Source organism: Pantoea sp. GL120224-02 (assembly GCF_900215395.1).
GTDB lineage: Bacteria > Pseudomonadota > Gammaproteobacteria > Enterobacterales > Enterobacteriaceae > Pantoea > Pantoea communis.
Genome location: NZ_OBEC01000004.1, coordinates 359721 through 380939, shown reverse-complemented (window position 1 = coordinate 380939; position 21219 = coordinate 359721). Strand labels below are relative to the sequence as shown.

Below are 21219 nucleotides of genomic sequence, written 5' to 3'. Positions count from 1 at the left end.
AGGGAAGATGTTGTTACCGTTACCGGCGCTGATGCAGGCGCAGTTAGCTATCGTGGCCGAGCGCCTGAATATGCCGCCTTCCGCCTTTACGGCAGAGCAGGCGGGCGCGCTGACCTTTAGTGACTTTATCGTTGATAACCTGCAGCAGCATCCGGAGTGGTGGCAACAGCTCCAGCAGCAACCGCCTCTACCAGATGAGTGGCAACACTACAGTGCCTGGCTAAATCAGGCGCTGGCGGGCGTGGAAAATGAAACTTCCCTGATGCGCGAACTGCGCCTGTTCCGCCGCCATATGTTGGTGCGCATAGCGTGGATGCAGGCGCTGCAACACGCCAGTACCGAACAGAGCCTGACGCAACTCAGCACGCTGGCGGAGATCCTCATCGCTGCCGCTCGTGATTGGGTGTGGCAGGATTGCAGCCGCGATTTTGGCACGCCGTGCAATGAAGCCGGTGAAGCGCAGCCCATGCTGATCCTCGGTATGGGCAAGCTGGGCGGCGGCGAACTCAACTTCTCTTCCGATATCGACCTGATTTTTGCCTGGCCGGAAAACGGTGTGACGCAAGGCGGCCGTCGTGAACTCGATAACGCTCAATTCTTTACCCGCATGGGTCAGCGCCTGATCAAAGTGCTGGATCAGCCTACCGTGGATGGTTTCGTCTATCGCGTGGATATGCGTCTGCGCCCGTTTGGTGACAGTGGCCCGCTGGTGCTGAGCTTTGCTGCGCTGGAAGACTATTATCAGGAGCAGGGTCGCGACTGGGAGCGTTACGCGATGGTCAAAGCGCGCCTGATGGGCGACGACCAGGGCCACTGGAGCCAGGAACTGCAGCAGATGCTGCGTCCGTTCGTCTATCGCCGCTACATCGATTTCAGTGTGATTCAGTCGCTGCGTAACATGAAAGGCATGATTGCCCGTGAAGTACGGCGTCGTGGCCTGAAAGACAACATCAAACTCGGGGCGGGCGGCATTCGCGAAACCGAATTTATCGTGCAGGTGTTCCAGCTCATTCGTGGTGGACGTGAGCGCTCACTTCAGCTCCGTTCCCTGCTGCCAACGCTGCAGGCCATCGGTGAACTGGCTTTGCTGAATTCGGCGCAGGTGGAACATTTGCGCGGGGCCTATCTGTTCCTGCGTCGTCTGGAAAACCTGCTGCAAAGCATCAACGATGAGCAGACGCAAACGCTGCCGGAAAACCCACTCGATCGTCAGCGTTTAGCCTGGGCGATGGGCGCGGCGGACTGGGATGCGCTGATGTTGCAACTTGAACAGCAGATGGCAGGCGTGCGCAGTATCTTTGATGAACTGATTGGTGATGATGCGCCAGACGTTGACGATCAACCGCAGCTGGCTGAATTCGCAGGCCTGTGGCAAGACACGCTGGAGGAGAGCGATCTCATTCCTGTCGTGCCACAGCTGAACGAAGCGCAACGTCATGCGCTGTATGAATCGCTCAACAGTTTCCGCCAGGATGTCAGTCGTCGCACCATCGGACCGCGTGGGCGTTTAGCGCTTGATCAACTGATGCCGCGCCTGTTGAGTGAAGTCTGTCCACGCGAAGATGCAGATGTGGTACTGGGTCGCCTGACGCCGCTACTGCTCGGTGTGTTAACCCGCAGCACTTATCTGGAGCTGCTGACGGAATACCACGGCGCACTTCGTCATCTGATCCGCCTGTGTGCCGCCTCGCCGATGGTCGCCAGCCAGCTGGCACGTTATCCGCTGTTGCTGGATGAACTGCTCGATCCCGCCACGCTGTACCAGGCGACAGCCACCGATGCGTATCGCGATGAATTGCGCCAGTATCTGCTGCGCATTCCTACCGATGATGAAGAACAGCAGCTGGAAGCGCTGCGACAGTTCAAGCAGGCGCAGCATCTGCGCATTGCCGCTGCCGATATCGCTGAAACGCTGCCGGTGATGAAAGTGAGTGATCACTTAACCTGGCTGGCGGAAGCCATTATCGAATCGGTGGTGCAGCAAGCGTGGCAAATGATGGTGCAGCGCTATGGTCGTCCTTCGCACCTCACCAGCGACAGCGAGCGCGGTTTTGCTGTGGTTGGCTATGGCAAATTGGGTGGCTGGGAGCTGGGTTACAGCTCGGATCTGGATTTGGTGTTCCTGCACGACTGCCCGGACGATGCGGAAACCGATGGCGAGCGCGTGATTGATGGCCGCCAATTCTACCTGCGGCTGGCGCAGCGCGTGATGCATCTGTTCAACACGCGCACCTCCTCCGGCATTTTGTATGAAGTCGATGCGCGGCTGCGTCCTTCTGGCGCGGCGGGCATGCTGGTGAGTACCTTTGCCGCCTTCGATGATTATCAGCGTAATGAAGCCTGGACCTGGGAACATCAGGCGCTGGTGCGTGCGCGTATTGTTTTTGGCGAGACGTCGCTCTGCGATCGCTTCAATGACATCCGTCGCGGCATTCTTTGCCTGCCGCGTGAGCGTCCTGCACTGCAAAAAGAAGTGCGTGAAATGCGCGAGAAAATGCGTGCCCACCTCAGCAACAAACACAAAGGACGCTGGGAGATCAAAACTGATGAAGGCGGCATCACCGATATTGAATTCATCGCGCAATATCTTGTCTTAGGCTACGCGGCAGAGCAGCCTGCGTTGACGCGCTGGTCAGACAATGTGCGTATTTTTGAGCTGATGGCGCGTCAGGAGATCATGGATGCAGAAGAAGCGCAGGCGCTGACTCACGCGTATGTCACGCTGCGTGATGCATTGCACCATCTCGCATTGCAGGAGCTGCCGGGGCACGTCGCACCGGAATCTTTTGCTACTGAGCGGGCTGCCGTGCATCGCAGTTGGCAACGCTGGCTGGCTGCCACCGAATCTGATAGCGCGGAAGCGTAAAATAACGCTTCGCCCTTAGTGACCCGGCCTACAGGAAGGCGCGCAGCCCACGCACCTGTGGCTCGAAGTCTCATCGGGGTATGTTATTATCCGCGCATAATTTTGACCGTAGTCTGGAGTCTTTGGAATGAAAGTAACACTGCCCGCTTTTGGCAAAGCCGCTGTGCTGGTTGTTGGCGATGTCATGTTAGATCGCTACTGGTATGGCCCAACCAGCCGTATCTCGCCTGAAGCCCCGGTACCGGTGGTGAAAGTCGATACCATCGAAGAGCGTCCAGGCGGCGCGGCCAACGTGGCAATGAACATTGCTGCACTGGGTGCTGGCTCGCGTTTGATTGGCCTGACCGGTGAAGATGATGCGGCACGTGTGCTGAGTGAGACGCTGGAAAAGGTCAAAGTCGATTGTGATTTTGTCGCGGTGAAAAGCCATCCGACCATTACCAAACTGCGCGTGCTTTCGCGTAATCAGCAGCTGATTCGCCTCGATTTTGAAGAAGGTTTCGAGCAGGTTGATCCGCAGCCTATTCACGATCGTATGCGCCAATCGCTGGCGCAAGCGGGTGCGTTAGTGCTGTCAGATTACGCCAAAGGCGCGTTGAGCAGCGTGCAAACCATGATTCAGCTGGCGCGTGAAGCCAACGTGCCGGTGTTGATCGATCCGAAAGGCACCGATTTCGAGCGCTATCGTGGCGCGACTCTGCTGACGCCTAACCTGTCTGAATTCGAAGCCGTAGTGGGTAAATGCAAAACCGTAGAAGAGATTGTCAGCCGCGGCATGCAGCTGATCGCTGATTATGATCTCTCTGCGCTGCTGGTCACCCGTTCTGAGAACGGCATGACGCTGCTGCAACCAGGCAAAGCGCCAGTGCATTTACCAACGCAAGCGCAGGAAGTGTATGACGTCACCGGCGCAGGCGATACGGTGATTGGCGTGCTGGCCGCCGTGCTGGCAGCAGGCGATAGCCTGGAAGAAGCCTGTTTCCTCGCCAATGCGGCAGCCGGCGTGGTGGTCGGTAAACTCGGTACGTCCACCGTGAGCACCGTTGAGCTGGAAAATGCGATTCACGCCCGTCCGGATAGCGGATTTGGTGTGATGACCGAAGCTGAACTAAAAGCGGCTGTGGCGCTGGCGCGTCAGCGCGGTGAAAAAGTGGTGATGACTAACGGCGTGTTCGACATCCTGCATGCGGGCCACGTTTCTTATCTGGCCAACGCTCGTAAGCTGGGCGATCGCCTGATTGTGGCGGTGAACAGCGATGCTTCTACCAAACGTCTGAAAGGTGAAACCCGTCCGGTTAACCCGCAGGAAAACCGCATGATCGTGCTCGGTGCGCTGGAAGCAGTGGATTGGGTGGTGCTGTTTGAAGAAGATACGCCACAGCGTTTGATCGCGGGTGTGTTACCGGATCTGCTGGTGAAGGGCGGCGATTATAAGCCGGAAGATATCGCGGGCAGTAAAGAGGTTTGGGCCAACGGCGGTGACGTGCGCGTGCTGAACTTTGAAGACGGTATCTCCACCACTAACATCATCAAGACGATTCGCAGCCACTCATGATGAGCATTGAGATCCCAGAAGATTCGCTGTCATCAAAAGCGAGCACTGGGGTTTTCAATTATTCGCAGCCACTCACGCGAGCACTAAGATTCCAGATGATTCGCTATCATTAACGGCGAGCGAAGAAGCAAGCGTATTCTGACTAAACAGGCGGCCTAATGGCCGCCTGTTGTTGTCTGCGAGCAATGTAAGCTCAGCGAGTGTTTTCGAGCAATATACGCCGCCGAGTCAGCGAATTACTGCGGAGTGTCGATCTTACCCGCCGGGTCCGGTGTCACCACCGCAGGTGCCGGTGCAGCAGGGCTCTCACTTTCCAGTTTCGCCAGGCGCTGTTCCAGTGCCGCCAGCTTCTCACGCGTGCGCAGCAGTACCTGCGTCTGCACATCAAACTCTTCACGATTCACCAAATCCATGCGGGTTAACTGCGCCTGCAGCACCTGACGAATTTTCTTTTCGACATCGTCGCCAAAGTCGCGAATCCCTTTTGGCATGGCTTCATGGACCTGGCGAGCCAGTTGTTCAATTTTTTTCGTGTCGATCATGATGATTTCCTGGTTGCGGTGGCTGATAACAGCACGTGTTCCGACTCAACAAAGGTTAAGTGTAATGCCTGAAACGAAAAGGTTAAACCTGAATTCCGCATCGCAGTAAATGCAAAAGCATTTGCGCTTTTGTCGATTGCCCGTCCAGATGATTGGCGTTATAGTGACCTCGCTTATTCTCAGGGCGGGGCGAAATTCCCCACCGGCGGTAAATCAGCTTCGGCTGAAAGCCCGCGAGCGCTTTCACTGCAAAGTGAAAGGTCAGCAGATCCGGTGTAATTCCGGGGCCGACGGTTAGAGTCCGGATGGGAGAGGGTAACGACATCAGCCGGGCTTAGGCCCGCGTCACGTTTTTGCCATGTGTATTATTTGCGCACTCCTAAGCACGCCCTGGTTCTGGTAACTCATATATTTTTTATAAGGTTTTTTACCATGAATCAGACGCTTCTTTCTGAATTTGGCACGCCGGAACAGCGTGTAGAACGCGCCATCGATGCGCTGCGCAACGGTCGCGGTGTGATGGTGCTCGACGATGAAAATCGTGAAAACGAAGGTGACATGATCTTTGCCGCCGAAACCATGACCGTAGAGCAAATGGCATTAACCATTCGCCACGGCAGCGGCATTGTCTGCTTGTGCATTACTGAAGAACGCCGCCAGCAGTTGGATCTGCCGATGATGGTAGAAACCAACACCAGCTCTTATGGCACCGGCTTTACCGTCACCATTGAAGCAGCGGAAGGTGTCACCACCGGTGTTTCTGCCGCTGACCGCGTCACCACCATTCGTGCCGCTGTGGCAGATGGCGCGAAGCCGAGCGATCTCAACCGTCCAGGCCATGTTTTCCCGCTGCGCGCGCGCGAAGGCGGTGTGCTGACGCGTGGTGGTCACACTGAAGCCACCATCGATTTGGTGACATTAGCAGGCTTCAAACCCGCCGGTGTGCTGTGTGAATTGACCAATGACGACGGCAGCATGGCGCATGCGCCAGAAGCGATTGTGTTTGCCAAACAACACGATATGCCGGTCGTAACGATTGAAGATCTGGTGGCTTATCGCCGCGAGCGTGAAACGCGCCAGGCAAGTTAAGCCTCAGTTATCGTCATCAAAAGATCCGCGGTTTTTACAGGCTGCGGATTTTTTTTCGCGCGAAAGTGCACCTTTAATCCTCATCTTCACCGCCCAACCACTACGCAAATTCTTATTCAAATTCTCTGATAGAGATCATCACAGTTATCAGCGTTAATCCCGGCACGAAAGCGCGTATCGTAGCGGCTAATAAAGCGACACTTTCGTCAGAGGAACCATCATGAGCCACAACCGTATGCCCGCCCTGTTTTTAGGTCACGGCAGCCCGATGAACGTACTGGAAGACAATACCTATACCCGCGCATGGCAGCATCTGGGTGCAACATTGCCACGTCCGCGCGCCATTCTCGCGGTGTCGGCACACTGGTACACACGCGGTACGGCGGTAACGGCCATGCATAATCCTCGCACCATCCATGATTTTGGTGGCTTCCCGCAGGCGCTGTTTGATGTGCGTTATCCGGCTCCGGGCTCGCCAGAGCTGGCACAGCAAGTGATCGAACTGCTGGCACCGATTGACGTCCATGCCGACCAGGAATGGGGATTTGATCACGGCTCATGGGGCGTGCTGGCAAAAATGTATCCGCAAGCCGATATCCCGGTGGTGCAGTTAAGTATCGATGGGACGCAATCGGCGCAATGGCACTTCGAATTAGGTCGCAAACTGGCGTCGCTGCGTGACGAAGGCGTGATGATCGTCGCCAGCGGTAACGTGGTGCATAACCTGCGGATGCTGCGCTGGCAGGGTGCCGCCACAAGCTATCCGTGGGCTGAAAGCTTCAATGAATTTGTGCGTGAGAATTTGAGCTTTGCCGGTGAAGCAGCAGATCATCCGTTGGTGAATTATTTGCAGCACGAAGGTGCAGAGATGTCCAACCCAACGCCAGAACACTATCTGCCGTTGCTGTATATCCTCGGCGCGCGTGCAGCTGAGGAGTCGATCAGCATTCCGGTGGAAGGGATGGAGATGGGCGCTATCAGTATGCTTTCGGTGCAGGTCAGCTAATGCACTGGCCGCCCGTGTCTGACGGGCGGCACAGCATTTATTCGATAAAAGTATGCGGGTAGAAGCGTGACAGATCCTGAGTGATCAGCGCGCGATCTTCACGAATGCCGATACCAGCAGGTTGATCGTCAATCAGCCAGCTACCGATCAAGGTGTAGCTGTCGCCGAACTTCGGCAACGGATGGAATTGCTGGATGATCATTCCCTCTTCGCCGTACGGACCTTCAGCACGGGCGATCTCCTGGCCGTTTTCAATGATGCGAATATTGGCGCCTTCACGTGAAAACAGCGGTTTCACCACGTACTTGTCCATCTGCGGGGCATTTTTGTCGTCGGCAAAGTAGGCGGGCAGCAGATTGGGATGGTCAGGAAACATTTCCCACAGCAGCGGCAGCAGCGCTTTATTCGAGATAATGCTTTTCCACGCCGGTTCTAACCAACGCACACCGGCATCTGCCAGCTTGGTGGAGAACACTTCACGCAGCATAAATTCCCACGGATAAAGCTTAAACAGGTTGCTGATCACCTGATCATGCTGATCGGTAAACTGGCCTCTTTCACCCAACCCAATTTCATCGATATACAGGAATTCATTCGGCAGGCCGGCTTCGGTGGCGCAATCCTGCATATACTGTACTGTGGCACGATCTTCTTCGGTGTCACGGCAGCAGGCAAAGTGCAGCCAGTTAAAACCGTGCTCCTGATGCAACGCGGCAAAGCGCTCAATCAACTTTTCCTGCAGGCTATTAAACTGGTCACTGCCTTGTGGCAGGTTGCCCGCATTGACTTGATCTTCCAGCCAGATCCACTGGAAAAAGGCGGCTTCATACAGAGAGGTCGGCGTGTCGGCGTTATTCTCCAGCAGCTTGGCATCGCCTTTACCGTCCCAGGCTAAATCCAGACGGGAATAGAGCGACGGCTGACGCAGCTTCCACGAGTCTCGTACGAAGTCCCTGGTGTGTTTGGGAATGCAGAAGCGGGTGAGCAGTTCATCACTGTTCACCACTTTTTCCACCGCCTGCAGGCACATCTGATGCAGTTCGGCGGTGGTATCTTCTAATTGCTCAACCTGTGCCAGGGTGAACTGGTAGTAAGCGTCTTCACACCAGTAAGGTTCGCCATACATGGTATGAAACTGGAAGCCGTATTCGTTGGCTTTTTCGCGCCAGTCCGGGCGTTCGCTGATAGCAATACGTTGCATACTACGGCTTAGCCTCCCATCGAGCGGCTGCTGCCAGTGCTGCTGCGATTGGTGCTGGTGGCATTGCTGCGCTGCAGGGTGTTTTGTTTCGCAACGCTCTCACCGAAGCCACCACGCGTGATGGTGGAGGTGGTCGCTGGCTTAGGTGCCATGGCGGTTTTCGGCACGTTCATGCTGCGGCCTGAGGTCGCTGCACCATAGTTTTTGCCGGAAGCATCGACAAACTGACCGTTAGCCGGGCTGTTCGGGGTTTTCGGTGAGAACAAGGGTTGCTGCGCAAAGCCCGCGCCGCCGCCCATCATGCGACCCATCATGTAACCGGCCATCAGCGGCATCCAGAAGCTACCGCTCTGCTGCGCTTCGGCATTGTTGGTGCTACCGACACCGGCCTGGGCAGGAGTTTGCTGGCACTGATTCTCACCGAACTCTGCGACGCAATCTTCGCGCGTGGCGTATTTCGGTGCGGTGCGTTCGGCTTCTTTCTTCGCATTGTTATACGCAGTGGTACATTGCGCGCTCTGGCTAGGGTTAGCTTTCGCACAATCATCCGCGTTTTGGTACAGCGATACTGTCTCATCGCTCTGTTCGCAGCCAGCCAGCATAAACACTGCGGTAACCGCGAGTGCCACTGGCGTTAAATGGCGTGCCTGCCAGCTTTTACGAAAAGCGGCATGACGAATATGTTTAGTCCGTTTCATTATTTTCATCCTGTGCCCAAAGGTGGGGCTTAGGATAGGTGATGAGTGGTGGAAAATGAAGCGAGAAGCCGGATGGCTGGGGGATCTTTACGTTGTTATACGTTTGAATGCGAAAGGGGCCGCAAGCGACCCCTTAAGGGATTAATTACCGAAAGGATTTCCGCTGCTGTGCGCGGCAGCCGGGCGCGCTTTCGCGGCGGCTGAAGGTGCCGAAGTTTTCGGACCATTATCGACACGTGAAGCCTGCTGGCTGTTTTCCGGTGCCACCACTTCAGGTGCGGTGGTGATTTCCTTGCCCAGCGTGCTGTTCAGCTGCTGCAGGTCCTGCTCATTCAACGTACCCAGCGCATATTTGATGTTCAGCTGGTTAATCAGGTAGCTGTAACGCGCATCAGAAAGTTGCTGTTTAGAGTTGAACAGGGTTGTGGTCGCATCCAGCACATCAACGATGGTACGGGTACCCACCTGATAACCGGCTTCCATTGCATCCAATGAGCTTTGAGCAGAGACAACGGCCTGCTTGTAAGCATCAATGCTGCTGATCGACGCGTTAACGTTGTTGAACGAAGAACGCACGGTCTGGATCGCACTACGATGTGCGCCTTCCAGCTGTTCGCTGGCGGCAACAAAGTTGTACTGCGCCTGTTTCACCTGCGAGGTCACTGAACCACCGCTATACAGCGGCAGGGAGAAGCTCAGGCCGACCTGGTTGGAACCCGTGATGGAATCGGTGGTGCCTGAACTCTGGTTCGCACGGCTGCCGCCATATTTGCTGTTAGACATACCGGTTGAGGCAGTCAGATCCAGCGTTGGCATATGGCCTGTTTCCGCAGAGCGAATCTGCTCGCGCGCTAAATCCTGGCTCAGACGTGCAGATAACAGGTTGAGGTTACGGCTTTCCGCTTGTTTCAGCAGGGTCGCAACGGCATCAGGACGTGCGGTTTTGAAACGATCGATATTCAGTGAAGCCAGTGCCAGATAATCCATACCGGTGATCTGACGCAGCGATTCCACTGCATTATCAAGGTTGTTACGCGCGGTCACTTCGTTGGCCAGCACGCTGTCGTACTGGGCACGGGCGTTCTGCACGTCAGTGATCGCTACCAGGCCAACGTTGAAGCGCTGGGTGGTTTGATCCAATTCGCGGTAAATCGATTGTTTCTGCGCTTCCGTGTAAGAAAGGGTATCAATCGCCTTCAACACGTTGAAATACGCCGTTGCGGTATTCAGAATCAGATCCTGTTGTGCAACCTGATAAGTCACATCCTGAATCCCGGCGGTTTTTTCCTGCAGCGACAGCGCACGCCATTTCGACATATCGAAAATGGTTTGTGTTAATTGCAGAGAAGCGCTGGTCGTGTTGGAATGAAGACCGCTGCTGTCACGGTAACCGTTGTTATAGGTATAATCTGCGCCCAGACCGAGCTGTGGCAATAAAGGGCTACGCGCTTCGTTAATTTTCTCAAAGGCTGCATCACGGTCAGCGGCAGAAGCACGCAGATCCGGGTTGCTAAGGCGCGCCTGCTGGTAAACCTGCAACAGGTTCTCTGCCTGGCTGGCAAGGCTAAATCCGCCCAGGCTCAACCCAATAAAAAGTGGGAGCAGTTTTTTCATTTGCATTCCTTTTGTTGCAGCAAATTGCACTGGTAGTGCTGCAGGTAAGCCAAAAAATAATCGCCGATTCTACAGAGGCGGCGTCAGAGATAAGTTGGCTGAACGTGCCTTCTTCCCCTAATTTACGTAAATAATTCAGAAAGAACCACTCGGACGGAGCACAAGGGTTGGCTTTTCTTCGCTCCATCCCAATCTGCATAAGGAACCAGATGATGGCGGGTGAAAAAAAATCCCCTGTGACTTTCACAAAAAACGATGTAGAAATTATTGCACGCGATACACGCTACGATGGTTTTTTTTCCATTATTAGCTACCGTTTCCGCCATCGCCGCTTTAATGGCGAGATGAGCGGTGAGGTAGTACGCGAAGTTTTTGAGCGCGGACACGCCGCCGTGCTGCTACCCTATGATCCCTTACGCGACGAAGTGGTGCTAATCGAACAGATTCGCATCCCGGCTTATGATTCCAGCCCAACGCCCTGGCTGCTGGAAATGGTGGCCGGTATCATTGAACCCGGTGAAACGCCGGAAGATGTGGCGCGTCGCGAAGCCGTAGAAGAAGCAGGCCTCAAGGTCGGGCGTGTGAAACCGATAGTGAATTACTTAGCCAGCCCAGGCGGAACGTCTGAACGTTTGTCGGTGCTGGTGGGCGAAGTGGATGCCAGCCTGGCAGAGGGAAATCACGGGCTGGAGGAAGAGAATGAGGATATTCTTGTCCATGTGGTGAGCCGCGAACAGGCTTATCGCTGGGTGGAAGAGGGGATTATTGATAACGCGGCATCTGTCATCGCCCTGCAATGGCTGGCGTTGCACCATGAAAAACTACGACAAGAGTGGAAGCTAAAATGAAACAGCGCTATACCCCTGACTTTCCCGAAATGATGCGATTGTGCGAAACCAATTTCGCCCAACTGCGTCGCCTGCTGCCGCGTGATGACGAGGCAGGCGCGTCGGTGATCTATCAGGTGAGCGGCGCCCGTTATCAGCTGACTATTCAAGAGTCGACGCGTTATACCACGCTGGTGGAGATTCGCCAGGTGGCCCCGGCAGTAAGTTACTGGAGCCTGCCATCCATGTCCGTTCGGCTGTACCATGATGCGATGGTCGCTGAAGTGTGTTCCACTCAGCAGATCTATCGCTTCAAAGCGCGCTATGATTATCCTAATAAAAAACTGCATCAGCGCGATGAAAAACATCAGATTAACCAGTTTCTTGCAGATTGGTTGCGCTATTGTCTGGCGCACGGTGCTGTAGCAGTGCCGGTCTGCTGATAGCATACAACTATGGCGTGGAGAGAAAGGAAACGCTTTGGATAGCCTGCTTACTCTTCCTGCGGCAAATGGGGCCGATATCAGGATTTTACAAATCACGGACACCCATCTTTTTGCAGGAAAACATCAATCGCTGCTTGGGGTAAATACCTGGTCGAGTTTTGATGCGGTGCTGGACGCCATCATGGCACAACAGCGCGATTATGATTTGATTATCGCCACCGGCGATCTCGCCCAGGATCACACCGTCGAAGCTTATCAACACTTTGTAGCGGGCATTTCACGCCTGCCAAAGCCGTGTGTCTGGCTGCCGGGGAATCACGATTTTCAGCCCGCGATGGTCAATACACTTGCCGATGCCGGAATCGCTTCCGATAAACATGTGCTGTTGGGTGAGCACTGGCAGTTGGTGCTGCTGGATAGTCAGGTCTTTGGTGTGCCGCATGGCATGTTAAGCGAGTACCAACTCGAGTGGCTCGACAAGGCGCTGCGCCTGCATCCTGAGCGCCATACGCTGGTGCTGCTGCACCATCATCCGCTCGCTTCCGGCTGTACCTGGCTGGATCAGCATAGCTTGCGCAATCCCCATCAATTAGAAGCGGTGCTGCAACACTTCCCGCGTGCGCGTAATCTGGTGTGTGGCCACATTCATCAGGAATTAGATCTCGACTGGCATGGTCGTCGCGTGCTGGCTTCTCCTTCGACCTGCGTGCAGTTCAAACCGCATTGCACCAACTTCACCATCGATAACGTCGCGCCAGGTTGGCGCTGGTTAACCCTGAAGGCAGATGGCGTACTGGAAACCGAAGTGAATCGTCTGCAAAGCGATCTGTTCCGTCCCGATCTCGATTCCGAGGGCTACTAAGCGATGGCGGTGCTGATCTATCTGCACGGATTCAACAGCTCTCCGCAATCGGCCAAAGCCACACAACTGCAGCAGTGGGTAGCGCAACATCATCCGCACATTAATGTTCTGGTGCCGCAGCTGCCCACGTTCCCCGCCGAAGCCGCCAGCATGCTGGAAGAGCTGGTGATGCAGTACGCCGGTGAGCCACTTGGCCTGGTGGGATCGTCGCTCGGGGGCTACTTCGCGACCTGGCTCTCGCAATGCTTTATGCTGCCGGCGGTGGTGGTCAATCCAGCGGTGCGCCCGTTTGAGCTGCTGGTGGATTATCTCGGCGAGAACCGTAATCCCTACACCGGCCAGCAATATGTGTTAGAGTCACGCCACATTTACGATCTGAAAGTCATGCAGATTGACCCTCTCGAAGCGCCCGATTTACTCTGGCTGCTGCAACAGACCGGCGATGAAGTACTCGATTACCGCCAGGCGCTGGAATACTACAGCGCGTGCCGCCAAACGGTCGAAGAGGGTGGCAATCATGCTTATATCGGATTCGAACGCCATTTTGCGCAGATCATTGATTTTCTGGGATTAAATGCTCCCTGATTGCTGCGAGATGGACCCCTATTCCTATTGCTAATCAGACAGTTACGATGAGCCAATCAAGTTATAATGCCGATGCCATTGAGGTCTTAACCGGCCTTGAACCGGTGCGTCGTCGTCCGGGGATGTACACCGATACCACGCGCCCAAACCATCTGGGCCAGGAAGTGATCGATAACAGTGTCGATGAGGCGCTGGCGGGTCACGCCAAACGCGTGGAAGTGATCCTGCATGCGGATCAGTCGCTGGAAGTGATCGATGACGGTCGCGGCATGCCGGTAGATATCCATCCGGAAGAGGGTGTGCCAGCGGTTGAGCTGATTCTTTGCCGTCTGCATGCGGGCGGTAAATTCTCCAACAAAAACTACCAGTTCTCCGGCGGCTTGCACGGCGTGGGGATTTCGGTGGTCAACGCCCTGTCAAAACGCGTAGAAGTCACCGTGCGCCGCAATGGCGAGATCTACGATATTGCCTTCGAAAATGGCGATAAAGTGCAGGATCTGACGGTGACCGGCACGGTCGGCAAACGTAACACTGGCACGCGCGTGCATTTCTGGCCGGATGAGAGTTTCTTCGACAGTCCACGCTTCTCGGTGTCGCGCCTGACGCATGTGTTGAAAGCCAAAGCGGTGCTCTGTCCGGGCGTGGAGATCGTGTTCAAAGACAAGGTCAATGATACCGAGCAGACATGGCTCTATCATGGCGGCCTCTCTGATTACTTATCAGAAGCAGTCAACGGCCTCCCCACCTTGCCGGAAAAACCCTTTATCGGCAGCTTCGCCGGTGATGTGGAAGCGGTGGATTGGGCGTTACTATGGCTGCCAGAAGGCGGCGAACTGCTGACCGAAAGCTACGTCAACCTGATTCCCACTATGCAAGGCGGGACGCACGTCAACGGTCTGCGTCAGGGCTTGCTGGATGCGATGCGTGAGTTCTGCGAGTTCCGCAATATCCTGCCACGCGGAGTAAAACTGTCTGCGGAAGATATTTGGGATCGCTGCGCCTACGTGCTGTCGGTGAAAATGCAGGATCCGCAGTTCGCCGGTCAAACCAAAGAGCGTCTCTCTTCGCGTCAGTGCGCGGCATTTGTCTCGGCTATCGTGAAAGATGCTTTCAGCTTGTGGTTGAACCAGAACGTGCAAGCCGCCGAAATGCTGGCCGAACTGGCGATCTCCAGTGCTCAGCGTCGTATGCGCGCGGCCAAGAAAGTGGTGCGTAAAAAGCTCACCAGCGGACCCGCACTGCCGGGCAAACTGGCAGACTGTAGTGCACAGGATCTGAATCGCACCGAACTCTTCCTGGTGGAAGGGGACTCCGCAGGTGGATCGGCCAAGCAGGCGCGCGATCGTGATTATCAGGCGATCATGCCGCTTAAAGGTAAGATCCTGAACACCTGGGAAGTCTCATCGGACGAAGTGCTGGCCTCGCAGGAAGTGCACGACATCTCGGTGGCGATCGGTATCGATCCCGACAGTGAAGATCTGAGCCAGCTGCGTTACGGCAAGATCTGTATCCTTGCGGATGCGGACTCCGATGGCTTACACATCGCCACCTTGTTGTGTGCGCTGTTTGTGAAGCACTTCCGCTCGCTGGTACAACACGGCCATGTTTATGTCGCCATGCCACCGCTGTATCGCATCGATCTCGGCAAAGAAGTCTTTTACGCGTTGGATGAAGACGAGAAAGAGGGCGTGCTGGAGCAGCTGAAGCGCAAGAAGGGCAAACCGAACGTACAGCGCTTCAAAGGTCTGGGTGAGATGAACCCGCTGCAGCTGCGTGAAACCACGCTCGACCCGAACACCCGTCGTCTGGTGCAGCTGACAGTCAGCGATGATGATGTCGAGCAGACGCTGCGCGTGATGGACATGCTGCTGGCGAAAAAGCGTTCTGAAGATCGCCGTAACTGGCTACAGGAAAAAGGCGACCTCGCCGACCTGGAAGCTTGATGACCTGGGACGCTGCGGCGTCCCTTGTTATTTGGGCAAGCCAAACATTTTTACCGGGGAAAGGAACGTGAAAATCACACTGGAAGAGCTACGCGCCTGGGTGGCGGTGGTGGATACCGGCTCAATCACGGCGGCGGCCGAGCAGCTCGATCAAACCAGTTCTGGTATCAGCCGGGCGTTGAGCCGGCTGGAAAGCAAATTACAAACCACGCTAATGCACCGCACCACGCGGCGTCTCGCGCTCACCGAGGAAGGCTTGATCTTCCTCGATCATGCGCGCCAGATCCTTTCGTCGGTAGAAAGGGCGGAAGAGCAGATCGCCCAACGTCGCGATATCCCCTCTGGCAGATTGCGCATCAATGCCAACGCCCCCTTTATGCTGCACGTGATCGTGCCGCTGGTGGCGGAATTTCGACAGCGTTACCCGCTGATTCAGCTGGAGTTGAATACCGACGACATCATGATCGATTTGCTGGAGCAGCAGACCGATATCGCGATTCGCGTCGGGGAGTTGCGTGATTCTACGCTGCGTGCCCGCGTGCTGGGCAGCAGCGCCACGCGTTTAGTGGCGAGCCCGGCTTACCTGCAGCAGTATGGCAGCCCGGAATCAGTTGAGGCGTTAGCAGCTCATCAGCTGCTCGGCTTCAGTCAGTTGGATGCACACAATGTCTGGCCTGTTTGGCAAAGTGAGGGTGAGTTTTTGCAGATTAAGCCCACGCTGTCGGCTTCCAGTGGCGAGACGTTGCGTCAGCTGGCGTTAGCAGGACAGGGCATTGCGCGCCTGTCTGATTTTGTCAGCCGTAAAGATCGCGAGCGGGGCGATTTAGTGCAGGTGCTGGAGCAGGAAACGCGCGAATGGCGCCTGCCGATTCACGCCGTGTATTACCGTAATCAATCTCTGACCTCGCGCATTACCTGTTTTCTCGATTTTCTGCGCGAGAAGATAGAACAAGATCGCCTGCTATAAAAAAGCCCCTGCACAGGCAGAGGCTTAGACGATTAACGAACCGGCTCTAATACCAGGATCTTCACATCCACCACATCGTCTTTAATCGTGGCGCGATGCGCATCCATATGCGGCATTTGCTGATGCTGCTCAAGATGGCGCAGCGATTCCCACTGCTCCAGCATGAAAATGGAATCTGGTGAATTCTGCTTCCACGGCACCTGCGCCTGATGGTCAACCAGCGCGTCATACTGATGGCAACCCTCTTCTTCCAGCACGGTGGGGATCAGTTTATTGATGGCTTCCAGCACCACATGACGGCGGCCTGGCTTGACGCAAATTTCTGCAACGACGGTTAACATAGCGCTTCCTCTTTTCCCGGTGTGCTTACAGTTAAGCAAAGATCTGGCTAAGATGAGTCCGATAACGTTCGATATCGCGCGGCACGTCCGGCATCTTGATCACATCGTTACAGATAAAGGTCGGTAAACCTTCCATGCCAAGGAACTGGTTGGCTTTGTGGAAGTGCAGATAGAGACCGTCCACGCCCACGCCTTCGAAGAACTGCTCAGGATCATTAAACGCTTCCAGCGGTGCGTTCCACGTCAGCGATAGCATGTATTTTTTGCCCTGAATCAGACCGCCTGAACCGTACTTTTTGCCCGCATCGCTGCGCGTACGACCATCACTGGCATACAGTGAACCGTGGCCTTCGGTGAACACGTCATCAATGTATTTTTTCACCGTCCACGGCTCGCCCATCCACCAGCCAGGCATCTGATAAATCACCACATCGCTGTCGAGATATTTCTGCACTTCTTCTGCCACGTTGTAATCGCTGTCTGCAAGGGTGACAACTACGTTATGGCCCAGATCGCGCAGCTGGCTGGCTGCCACGTCAGTGAGGGTGTGATTCAGTTCGCCTTTCGAGTGGGCAAAAGTTTTACCGCCGTCGATGATTAAAATATTGCTCATGGATGATTCGCTCCGTTTCCCGTTGATGACGCACACTGTACGCGCGCAGGCGAAGCAAAAAAATGCGTGATTGATCACAAGACTTTTGCTAATAAAGCAACAATGCGCAGGGCTATGCAACAATCCGCGCGCAAACCAACATCAACATAAAAAAGAAGAAACCATGAAAACCGCGATACTGAGTGCATTACTTCTGGTGAGTGGCGCTGCGTCGGCGCAATCCCACCTCGACGAGATTCGTAGCAGTAAAACCCTGAAAGTCTGTACCACGGGAGACTACAAGCCTTACAGCTATCTGCGCAGCGATGGGCAGTATGAAGGGCTGGATATCAGCATGGCGCAGTCACTGGCGGCAAGTCTGGGTGCCAAAGTGCAGTGGGTGCCAACCACCTGGAAAACCATGAGTGACGATTTCGTGGCGAAGCAGTGTGATATCGCGCTGGGTGGCGTGTCCGTTACCTTAAAACGCCAGCAGATTGCCTGGTTTGCCGAGCCGCTGGGTGTGGATGGCAAAATCCCGCTGGTGCGCTGTGATGATAAAGACAAATATCAAACCGTCGCGCAGATCAACAAGCCGAGCGTGCGGGTGATTGAACCGGCTGGCGGCACCAATGAAGCCTTTGTGCACAGCCACTTACCGCAGTCGACGCTGCAACTGGCCGATAACGTCGGTATTTTCCAGCAGTTGGTGGATAAGAAAGCCGATGTGATGATTACGGATGCGTCCGAAGCATTGTTCCAGATGAAGCACTACCCGACGCTGTGCGCCATCAATCCGGATAAGCCGATGCAGTATGGTGAAAAAGCCTACATGATTCCGCGTGATGATATGAGCTGGAAACTGTATGTCGATCAGTGGCTGCATCTTAGCACCGCCACCGGCGAATATGCGCAGATCGCCTCGCAGTGGCTGGGTGTGATTAAGTAAACTCATGCCTGATGCATCGCGCCGCTACTGGAGCGGCGCGATTATTGCGTGGCTTAAAAGGGGCAACGTGGCCCCATTCGGGTACTCAGCGATATAAACTCGCTTTACCCAATCCACCAAACAGATTCATCTTGTAGCGAATCACTGCTTTGGCGGCAGTAATCGCTTCCGGATAAATCACATTGGGATCCCACCAGGTTTCACGCGCCAGAATTTCACGCAGTTTAGCGAAGTAGGCGTACTTCATATCGCTGGAAATATTGATTTTGCCCACGCCGAGGGTCACCGCCTCAGCAATCTCCGCATCCGGGTTAGCAGACCCCCCGTGCAGCACCAGCGGAATATCGGTGCGTTGAGCAATATTTTTCAGAATATGCATCTGCAGTTCCGGCTTCATATCTTTTGGATAGATACCGTGCGCGGTGCCAATTGCCACTGCCAGGGTATCGACGCCGGTGCGCTGGATAAAATCTTCTGCCTGCGCCGGTTCGGTATAGATCACTTTGCTAACGCCACCTTCCACGGTGGTGCCGGTATCGCCAATGGTGCCGAGTTCACCTTCCACCGACACGCCCACCGAATGCGCCAGCTTCACCACCTCTTTGGTCAGCGCCACGTTCTCTTCGTACGGCAGCAGTGATCCATCGATCATCACTGACGTAAATCCACATTGGATGGCGCGCAGCACCTGCGCAATCGATGCACCGTGGTCGAGGTGAATGGTGAAGGGCACTTTGCTCTTCAGCGTGCGTTCCCGCACATAGCCAAAGAATTCATTGGTCACAAACTCCAGCTCACTCGGGTGAATCGAGATGATCGCCGGGGTGTTAGTGGCTTCGGCTTCCTCCACCACGGCACGGATAAAGCAGCTGTCTGCTACGTTAAATGCGCCGATGGCGTAGCGGTGTTCACGAGTCGGTGCCAACATCTCTTTCATTGAAATCAACATGTTAATATTTCCTCAACGTGAGTTTTACCAGAGCCGACGCGTGCGCCGACCCGATGATGGATAAAAAGGGAAATGCTTCTGCATCCTGTTGCTGCACGACTTATCGCGCGGTATCTTGCCGCTGCTTTAAATCACGATGACCGAAGCGGCTTTCAGGTGCGTATAAATGCGTCAAATCACGTGCGTTCGTTTTAGCGCTATGCATTTAGGGTGAGCGCGCCCGAGCACTACGCTTTGCCAGCCGATCCCGACCAGCTCAGATACTCAATCACCACTTCACGGCAGGCGGATTCCATCAGCCCAAGCAGATCGGCCAGTTCCGCGTGCGGATGCTGTTTCAGCGCCTGCTCAACCGCGTTTTTACCGGCATCAAACACTGCGGCACCGACGTTAATCTTCGCCACACCATGCTGATTAACGCGGCGAATATCCTCGGCGGGTGTGCCCGAACCACCATGCAGTGCCAATGGGCGTGTTGAGACCGCATGCAGCTCCTGCAAGCGCTGGAAATCAATCTTCGGCTTCACGCCCGCTGGATAGAGCCCGTGCGCAGTGCCCACCGAAATCGCCAGCAAATCGATATCGGTTTGCTCAATAAACGGCAGCACGTCAGCAACCTGCGTCATCTTTACGGAGGCATCGGCTAACTCGTAGGTCGGCGCATCGGCGATATGCCCCAGCTCGCCTTCGACGCAAACGCCAGCGGTGTGCGCCATCTTCACTACCGCTGCGGTCTGGCGAATATTTTCGGCCAGCGGATCGGCAGAGGCATCGATCATCAGGCCGGTAAAGCCGGCGCGAAACGCCTGACCAATCAGCGGAAAGGCCTTGCCGTGGTCCAGCGCAAGGGCAACCGGTACCGTGGCGTCTTTCGCCAGCGCCTGCACCAGCGGCACGGCCACGGCGGGTGGGAAGTGCGTGCTGTGACCCTGATAGACATTCAATATCAGCGGTGCACGCTGCTGTTCGGCGGCCTGAATCGCCGCCCGCGCGGTTTCAAGATTGAAGCAGTTTATCGCCAGCACGGCATATTGCTGCTTAGCGGCGGCCTGAATCAGGTCATTCATCATGGCAAACATGGTGGCTCCTTATTCCAGTGTGAATTTGATCTCTTCGTCGCGGACGCCAGGGGCTTCCACGTCATCGAACTCTTCATCTGCCTGCGTCACTGGCTTCTTCATTAGCGACAGCATCACGCCACACACCACGGTGCCGATGCCCAGCGCCAGACAGAACATCAGCGGTTTGGTGAACAGCGGCACCACAAACATGCCGCCGTGCGGCACCGGTGCTTCCACGCCCCACACCATAATCAGCCCACCGGCGATGGCAGAGGCCACCACGCAGCTGCCGACCACACGCAGCAGGTCACGCGCCGCAATCGGAATCACCCCTTCGGTGATCATGCAGATACCCATCGGGAAGGCGGCTTTCAGCGCCTCTTTCTCCGCTTTGGTGTACTTATGGCGCGTCAGCAGATACGACAGCGTGATGCCAAACGGCGGAATCATTGAGCCGACAAACTTCACTGCTTCCGGGCCATAAATCCCGTCGACCAGCATGCCGTCGGCGAACAGCGACATGGTTTTGTTGATGGGGCCGCCGAAGTCAAAAGTCGCCATCGCACCCAGCACCGCACCCAGCACAAACTTCGATCCGCCCTGCATCGATTCCAGCAGATGAATCAGCGCCTTCTGCAGCCAGACAATCGGCTGGCCAATAAAGGTCATCATCAACAGACCGGCGATGATGGTGCTCAACACCGGCAGCACCATAATCGGCATCAACCCCTGCATTGACTGCGGCAGCTTAATGGTGCGGCGCAACAGCAATACCGTGTAACCCACCAGGAAGCCGCCGAGCATACCGCCGATAAAACCGGTGCCGATCTGCCCGCAGATAAAACCGACGATCAAACCGGGCGCAAAGCCGGGACGATCGGCGATGGAGTAGGCGATGGCCGCGCTGATCAGCGGCACGATCAAGCCCATGCCCCAACCGCCGATCTGATTCAACATCCAGGCGATAGTGCCGGTTTGCTTGCCGACATCCGGCCCGCCAATCACCTGGCCGAGCGCGATACAGATCCCGGCGGCGACGATCAGCGGGATCATCCAGGATATCCCGGTGAGCAGATGGCCTTTGATCTCTTGTCCGTACTGACGTTTGTTGTCGTTCATGATGGAT

The 21219-nt window shown here is 55.4% G+C and carries 20 protein-coding genes and 1 riboswitch; of the genes, 11 read left to right on the top strand and 9 right to left on the bottom strand.

What is annotated here, in order from left to right; all coding sequences use genetic code 11:
* Positions 1-7 precede the first annotated feature (7 nt).
* Positions 8-2866 (top strand): bifunctional [glutamate--ammonia ligase]-adenylyl-L-tyrosine phosphorylase/[glutamate--ammonia-ligase] adenylyltransferase, encoded by a 2859-nt coding sequence (gene glnE / locus CRO33_RS10800; RefSeq protein ID WP_097118147.1) that lies wholly within the window; start codon positions 8-10, stop codon positions 2864-2866.
* 127 nt (positions 2867-2993) lie between these two features.
* On the top strand, positions 2994-4421 hold the full coding sequence (gene hldE, locus CRO33_RS10795; protein ID WP_097118146.1) for a bifunctional D-glycero-beta-D-manno-heptose-7-phosphate kinase/D-glycero-beta-D-manno-heptose 1-phosphate adenylyltransferase HldE: 1428 nt from the start codon (positions 2994-2996) through the stop codon (positions 4419-4421).
* Between the two features lie 236 nt (positions 4422-4657).
* Here the strand turns inward: hldE and ubiK are convergent, their stop codons facing one another.
* A complete protein-coding gene (gene ubiK, locus CRO33_RS10790) occupies positions 4658-4963 on the bottom strand; it encodes a ubiquinone biosynthesis accessory factor UbiK (protein ID WP_034828368.1) in 306 nt (101 codons plus the stop codon).
* A 171-nt stretch (positions 4964-5134) separates the two neighbouring features.
* A riboswitch (FMN riboswitch) is annotated at positions 5135-5284 on the top strand.
* Positions 5285-5395: 111 nt separating this feature from the next.
* On the opposite strand from ubiK, the gene ribB reads away from it, so the two are divergent.
* Both ribB and ygiD read left to right on the top strand, forming a co-directional pair.
* Positions 5396-6052: a 3,4-dihydroxy-2-butanone-4-phosphate synthase gene (ribB, locus tag CRO33_RS10785; protein ID WP_034828370.1), complete on the top strand. Its 657-nt coding sequence runs from the start codon at positions 5396-5398 to the stop codon at positions 6050-6052.
* A 220-nt stretch (positions 6053-6272) separates the two neighbouring features.
* The gene (ygiD, locus tag CRO33_RS10780; protein ID WP_097118145.1) at positions 6273-7058 is read left to right on the top strand and encodes a 4,5-DOPA dioxygenase extradiol; all 786 of its coding nucleotides are present in this window, start codon (positions 6273-6275) and stop codon (positions 7056-7058) included.
* A gap of 37 nt (positions 7059-7095) precedes the next feature.
* On the opposite strand, the gene CRO33_RS10775 is transcribed toward ygiD, so the two are convergent.
* The 3 genes from CRO33_RS10775 to tolC form a co-directional block, all read right to left on the bottom strand.
* Positions 7096-8259, bottom strand: coding sequence for a glutathionylspermidine synthase family protein (locus CRO33_RS10775; RefSeq protein WP_097118144.1), 1164 nt, complete (start codon positions 8257-8259; stop codon positions 7096-7098).
* A gap of 8 nt (positions 8260-8267) precedes the next feature.
* A complete protein-coding gene (locus CRO33_RS10770) occupies positions 8268-8957 on the bottom strand; it encodes a DUF1190 family protein (protein ID WP_097118143.1) in 690 nt (229 codons plus the stop codon).
* A gap of 141 nt (positions 8958-9098) precedes the next feature.
* Complete coding sequence (gene tolC, locus CRO33_RS10765; RefSeq protein ID WP_097118142.1) at positions 9099-10571, bottom strand: outer membrane channel protein TolC; 1473 nt, start codon at positions 10569-10571, stop codon at positions 9099-9101.
* 212 nt (positions 10572-10783) lie between these two features.
* Here tolC and nudF point away from each other — a divergent pair, with 212 nt between their 5' ends.
* The 6 genes from nudF (at position 10784) to CRO33_RS10730 (ending at position 16201) form a co-directional block, all read left to right on the top strand.
* On the top strand, positions 10784-11419 hold the full coding sequence (gene nudF / locus CRO33_RS10755) for an ADP-ribose diphosphatase (RefSeq protein ID WP_097118141.1): 636 nt from the start codon (positions 10784-10786) through the stop codon (positions 11417-11419).
* On the top strand, positions 11416-11841 hold the full coding sequence (locus tag CRO33_RS10750; RefSeq protein ID WP_034828381.1) for a DUF1249 family protein: 426 nt from the start codon (positions 11416-11418) through the stop codon (positions 11839-11841). The genes nudF and CRO33_RS10750 overlap by 4 nt, the downstream gene beginning before the upstream one ends.
* A 37-nt stretch (positions 11842-11878) precedes the next feature.
* Positions 11879-12706, top strand: a complete 828-nt coding sequence (gene cpdA, locus CRO33_RS10745) for a 3',5'-cyclic-AMP phosphodiesterase (protein ID WP_034828383.1) — start codon at positions 11879-11881, stop codon at positions 12704-12706.
* 3 nt (positions 12707-12709) lie between these two features.
* Positions 12710-13291 (top strand): esterase YqiA, encoded by a 582-nt coding sequence (yqiA, locus tag CRO33_RS10740; protein WP_034828385.1) that lies wholly within the window; start codon positions 12710-12712, stop codon positions 13289-13291.
* 47 nt (positions 13292-13338) lie between these two features.
* Positions 13339-15234: a DNA topoisomerase IV subunit B gene (gene parE, locus CRO33_RS10735; protein WP_097118140.1), complete on the top strand. Its 1896-nt coding sequence runs from the start codon at positions 13339-13341 to the stop codon at positions 15232-15234.
* Positions 15235-15301: 67 nt separating this feature from the next.
* Complete coding sequence (locus CRO33_RS10730; RefSeq protein WP_097118139.1) at positions 15302-16201, top strand: LysR substrate-binding domain-containing protein; 900 nt, start codon at positions 15302-15304, stop codon at positions 16199-16201.
* Between the two features lie 32 nt (positions 16202-16233).
* Here the strand turns inward: CRO33_RS10730 and CRO33_RS10725 are convergent, their stop codons facing one another.
* A complete protein-coding gene (locus CRO33_RS10725) occupies positions 16234-16542 on the bottom strand; it encodes a putative quinol monooxygenase (RefSeq protein WP_034828396.1) in 309 nt (102 codons plus the stop codon).
* 31 nt (positions 16543-16573) lie between these two features.
* On the bottom strand, positions 16574-17155 hold the full coding sequence (locus CRO33_RS10720; protein WP_034828398.1) for an NAD(P)H-dependent oxidoreductase: 582 nt from the start codon (positions 17153-17155) through the stop codon (positions 16574-16576).
* Between the two features lie 163 nt (positions 17156-17318).
* On the opposite strand from CRO33_RS10720, the gene CRO33_RS10715 reads away from it, so the two are divergent.
* Positions 17319-18083 (top strand): transporter substrate-binding domain-containing protein, encoded by a 765-nt coding sequence (locus tag CRO33_RS10715; RefSeq protein WP_045831819.1) that lies wholly within the window; start codon positions 17319-17321, stop codon positions 18081-18083.
* A gap of 85 nt (positions 18084-18168) precedes the next feature.
* Here CRO33_RS10715 and CRO33_RS10710 read toward each other — a convergent pair whose 3' ends face one another.
* The 3 genes from CRO33_RS10710 to CRO33_RS10700 form a co-directional block, all read right to left on the bottom strand.
* Complete coding sequence (locus CRO33_RS10710; RefSeq protein WP_097118138.1) at positions 18169-19032, bottom strand: ketose-bisphosphate aldolase; 864 nt, start codon at positions 19030-19032, stop codon at positions 18169-18171.
* A gap of 227 nt (positions 19033-19259) precedes the next feature.
* Entirely contained in the window at positions 19260-20111 is an 852-nt protein-coding gene (locus CRO33_RS10705) for a class II fructose-bisphosphate aldolase (protein WP_097118137.1), read from the bottom strand.
* Between the two features lie 9 nt (positions 20112-20120).
* Positions 20121-21212 (bottom strand): PTS fructose transporter subunit IIC, encoded by a 1092-nt coding sequence (locus tag CRO33_RS10700; RefSeq protein WP_034828408.1) that lies wholly within the window; start codon positions 21210-21212, stop codon positions 20121-20123.
* Between the last annotated feature and the right edge of the window lie 7 nt (positions 21213-21219).

Bases quoted from the DNA above. Each gene is read 5' to 3' on its own strand.
- glnE (WP_097118147.1), top strand. From the start codon at position 8: ATGTTGTTACCGTTACCGGCGCTGATGCAGGCGCAGTTAGCTATCGTG.
- hldE (WP_097118146.1), top strand. From the start codon at position 2,994: ATGAAAGTAACACTGCCCGCTTTTGGCAAAGCCGCTGTGCTGGTTGTT.
- ubiK (WP_034828368.1), bottom strand. From the start codon at position 4,963: ATGATCGACACGAAAAAAATTGAACAACTGGCTCGCCAGGTCCATGAA.
- ribB (WP_034828370.1), top strand. From the start codon at position 5,396: ATGAATCAGACGCTTCTTTCTGAATTTGGCACGCCGGAACAGCGTGTA.
- ygiD (WP_097118145.1), top strand. From the start codon at position 6,273: ATGAGCCACAACCGTATGCCCGCCCTGTTTTTAGGTCACGGCAGCCCG.
- CRO33_RS10775 (WP_097118144.1), bottom strand. From the start codon at position 8,259: ATGCAACGTATTGCTATCAGCGAACGCCCGGACTGGCGCGAAAAAGCC.
- CRO33_RS10770 (WP_097118143.1), bottom strand. From the start codon at position 8,957: ATGAAACGGACTAAACATATTCGTCATGCCGCTTTTCGTAAAAGCTGG.
- tolC (WP_097118142.1), bottom strand. From the start codon at position 10,571: ATGAAAAAACTGCTCCCACTTTTTATTGGGTTGAGCCTGGGCGGATTT.
- nudF (WP_097118141.1), top strand. From the start codon at position 10,784: ATGGCGGGTGAAAAAAAATCCCCTGTGACTTTCACAAAAAACGATGTA.
- CRO33_RS10750 (WP_034828381.1), top strand. From the start codon at position 11,416: ATGAAACAGCGCTATACCCCTGACTTTCCCGAAATGATGCGATTGTGC.
- yqiA (WP_034828385.1), top strand. From the start codon at position 12,710: ATGGCGGTGCTGATCTATCTGCACGGATTCAACAGCTCTCCGCAATCG.
- parE (WP_097118140.1), top strand. From the start codon at position 13,339: ATGAGCCAATCAAGTTATAATGCCGATGCCATTGAGGTCTTAACCGGC.
- CRO33_RS10725 (WP_034828396.1), bottom strand. From the start codon at position 16,542: ATGTTAACCGTCGTTGCAGAAATTTGCGTCAAGCCAGGCCGCCGTCAT.
- CRO33_RS10720 (WP_034828398.1), bottom strand. From the start codon at position 17,155: ATGAGCAATATTTTAATCATCGACGGCGGTAAAACTTTTGCCCACTCG.
- CRO33_RS10715 (WP_045831819.1), top strand. From the start codon at position 17,319: ATGAAAACCGCGATACTGAGTGCATTACTTCTGGTGAGTGGCGCTGCG.
- CRO33_RS10710 (WP_097118138.1), bottom strand. From the start codon at position 19,032: ATGTTGATTTCAATGAAAGAGATGTTGGCACCGACTCGTGAACACCGC.
- CRO33_RS10705 (WP_097118137.1), bottom strand. From the start codon at position 20,111: ATGTTTGCCATGATGAATGACCTGATTCAGGCCGCCGCTAAGCAGCAA.
- CRO33_RS10700 (WP_034828408.1), bottom strand. From the start codon at position 21,212: ATGAACGACAACAAACGTCAGTACGGACAAGAGATCAAAGGCCATCTG.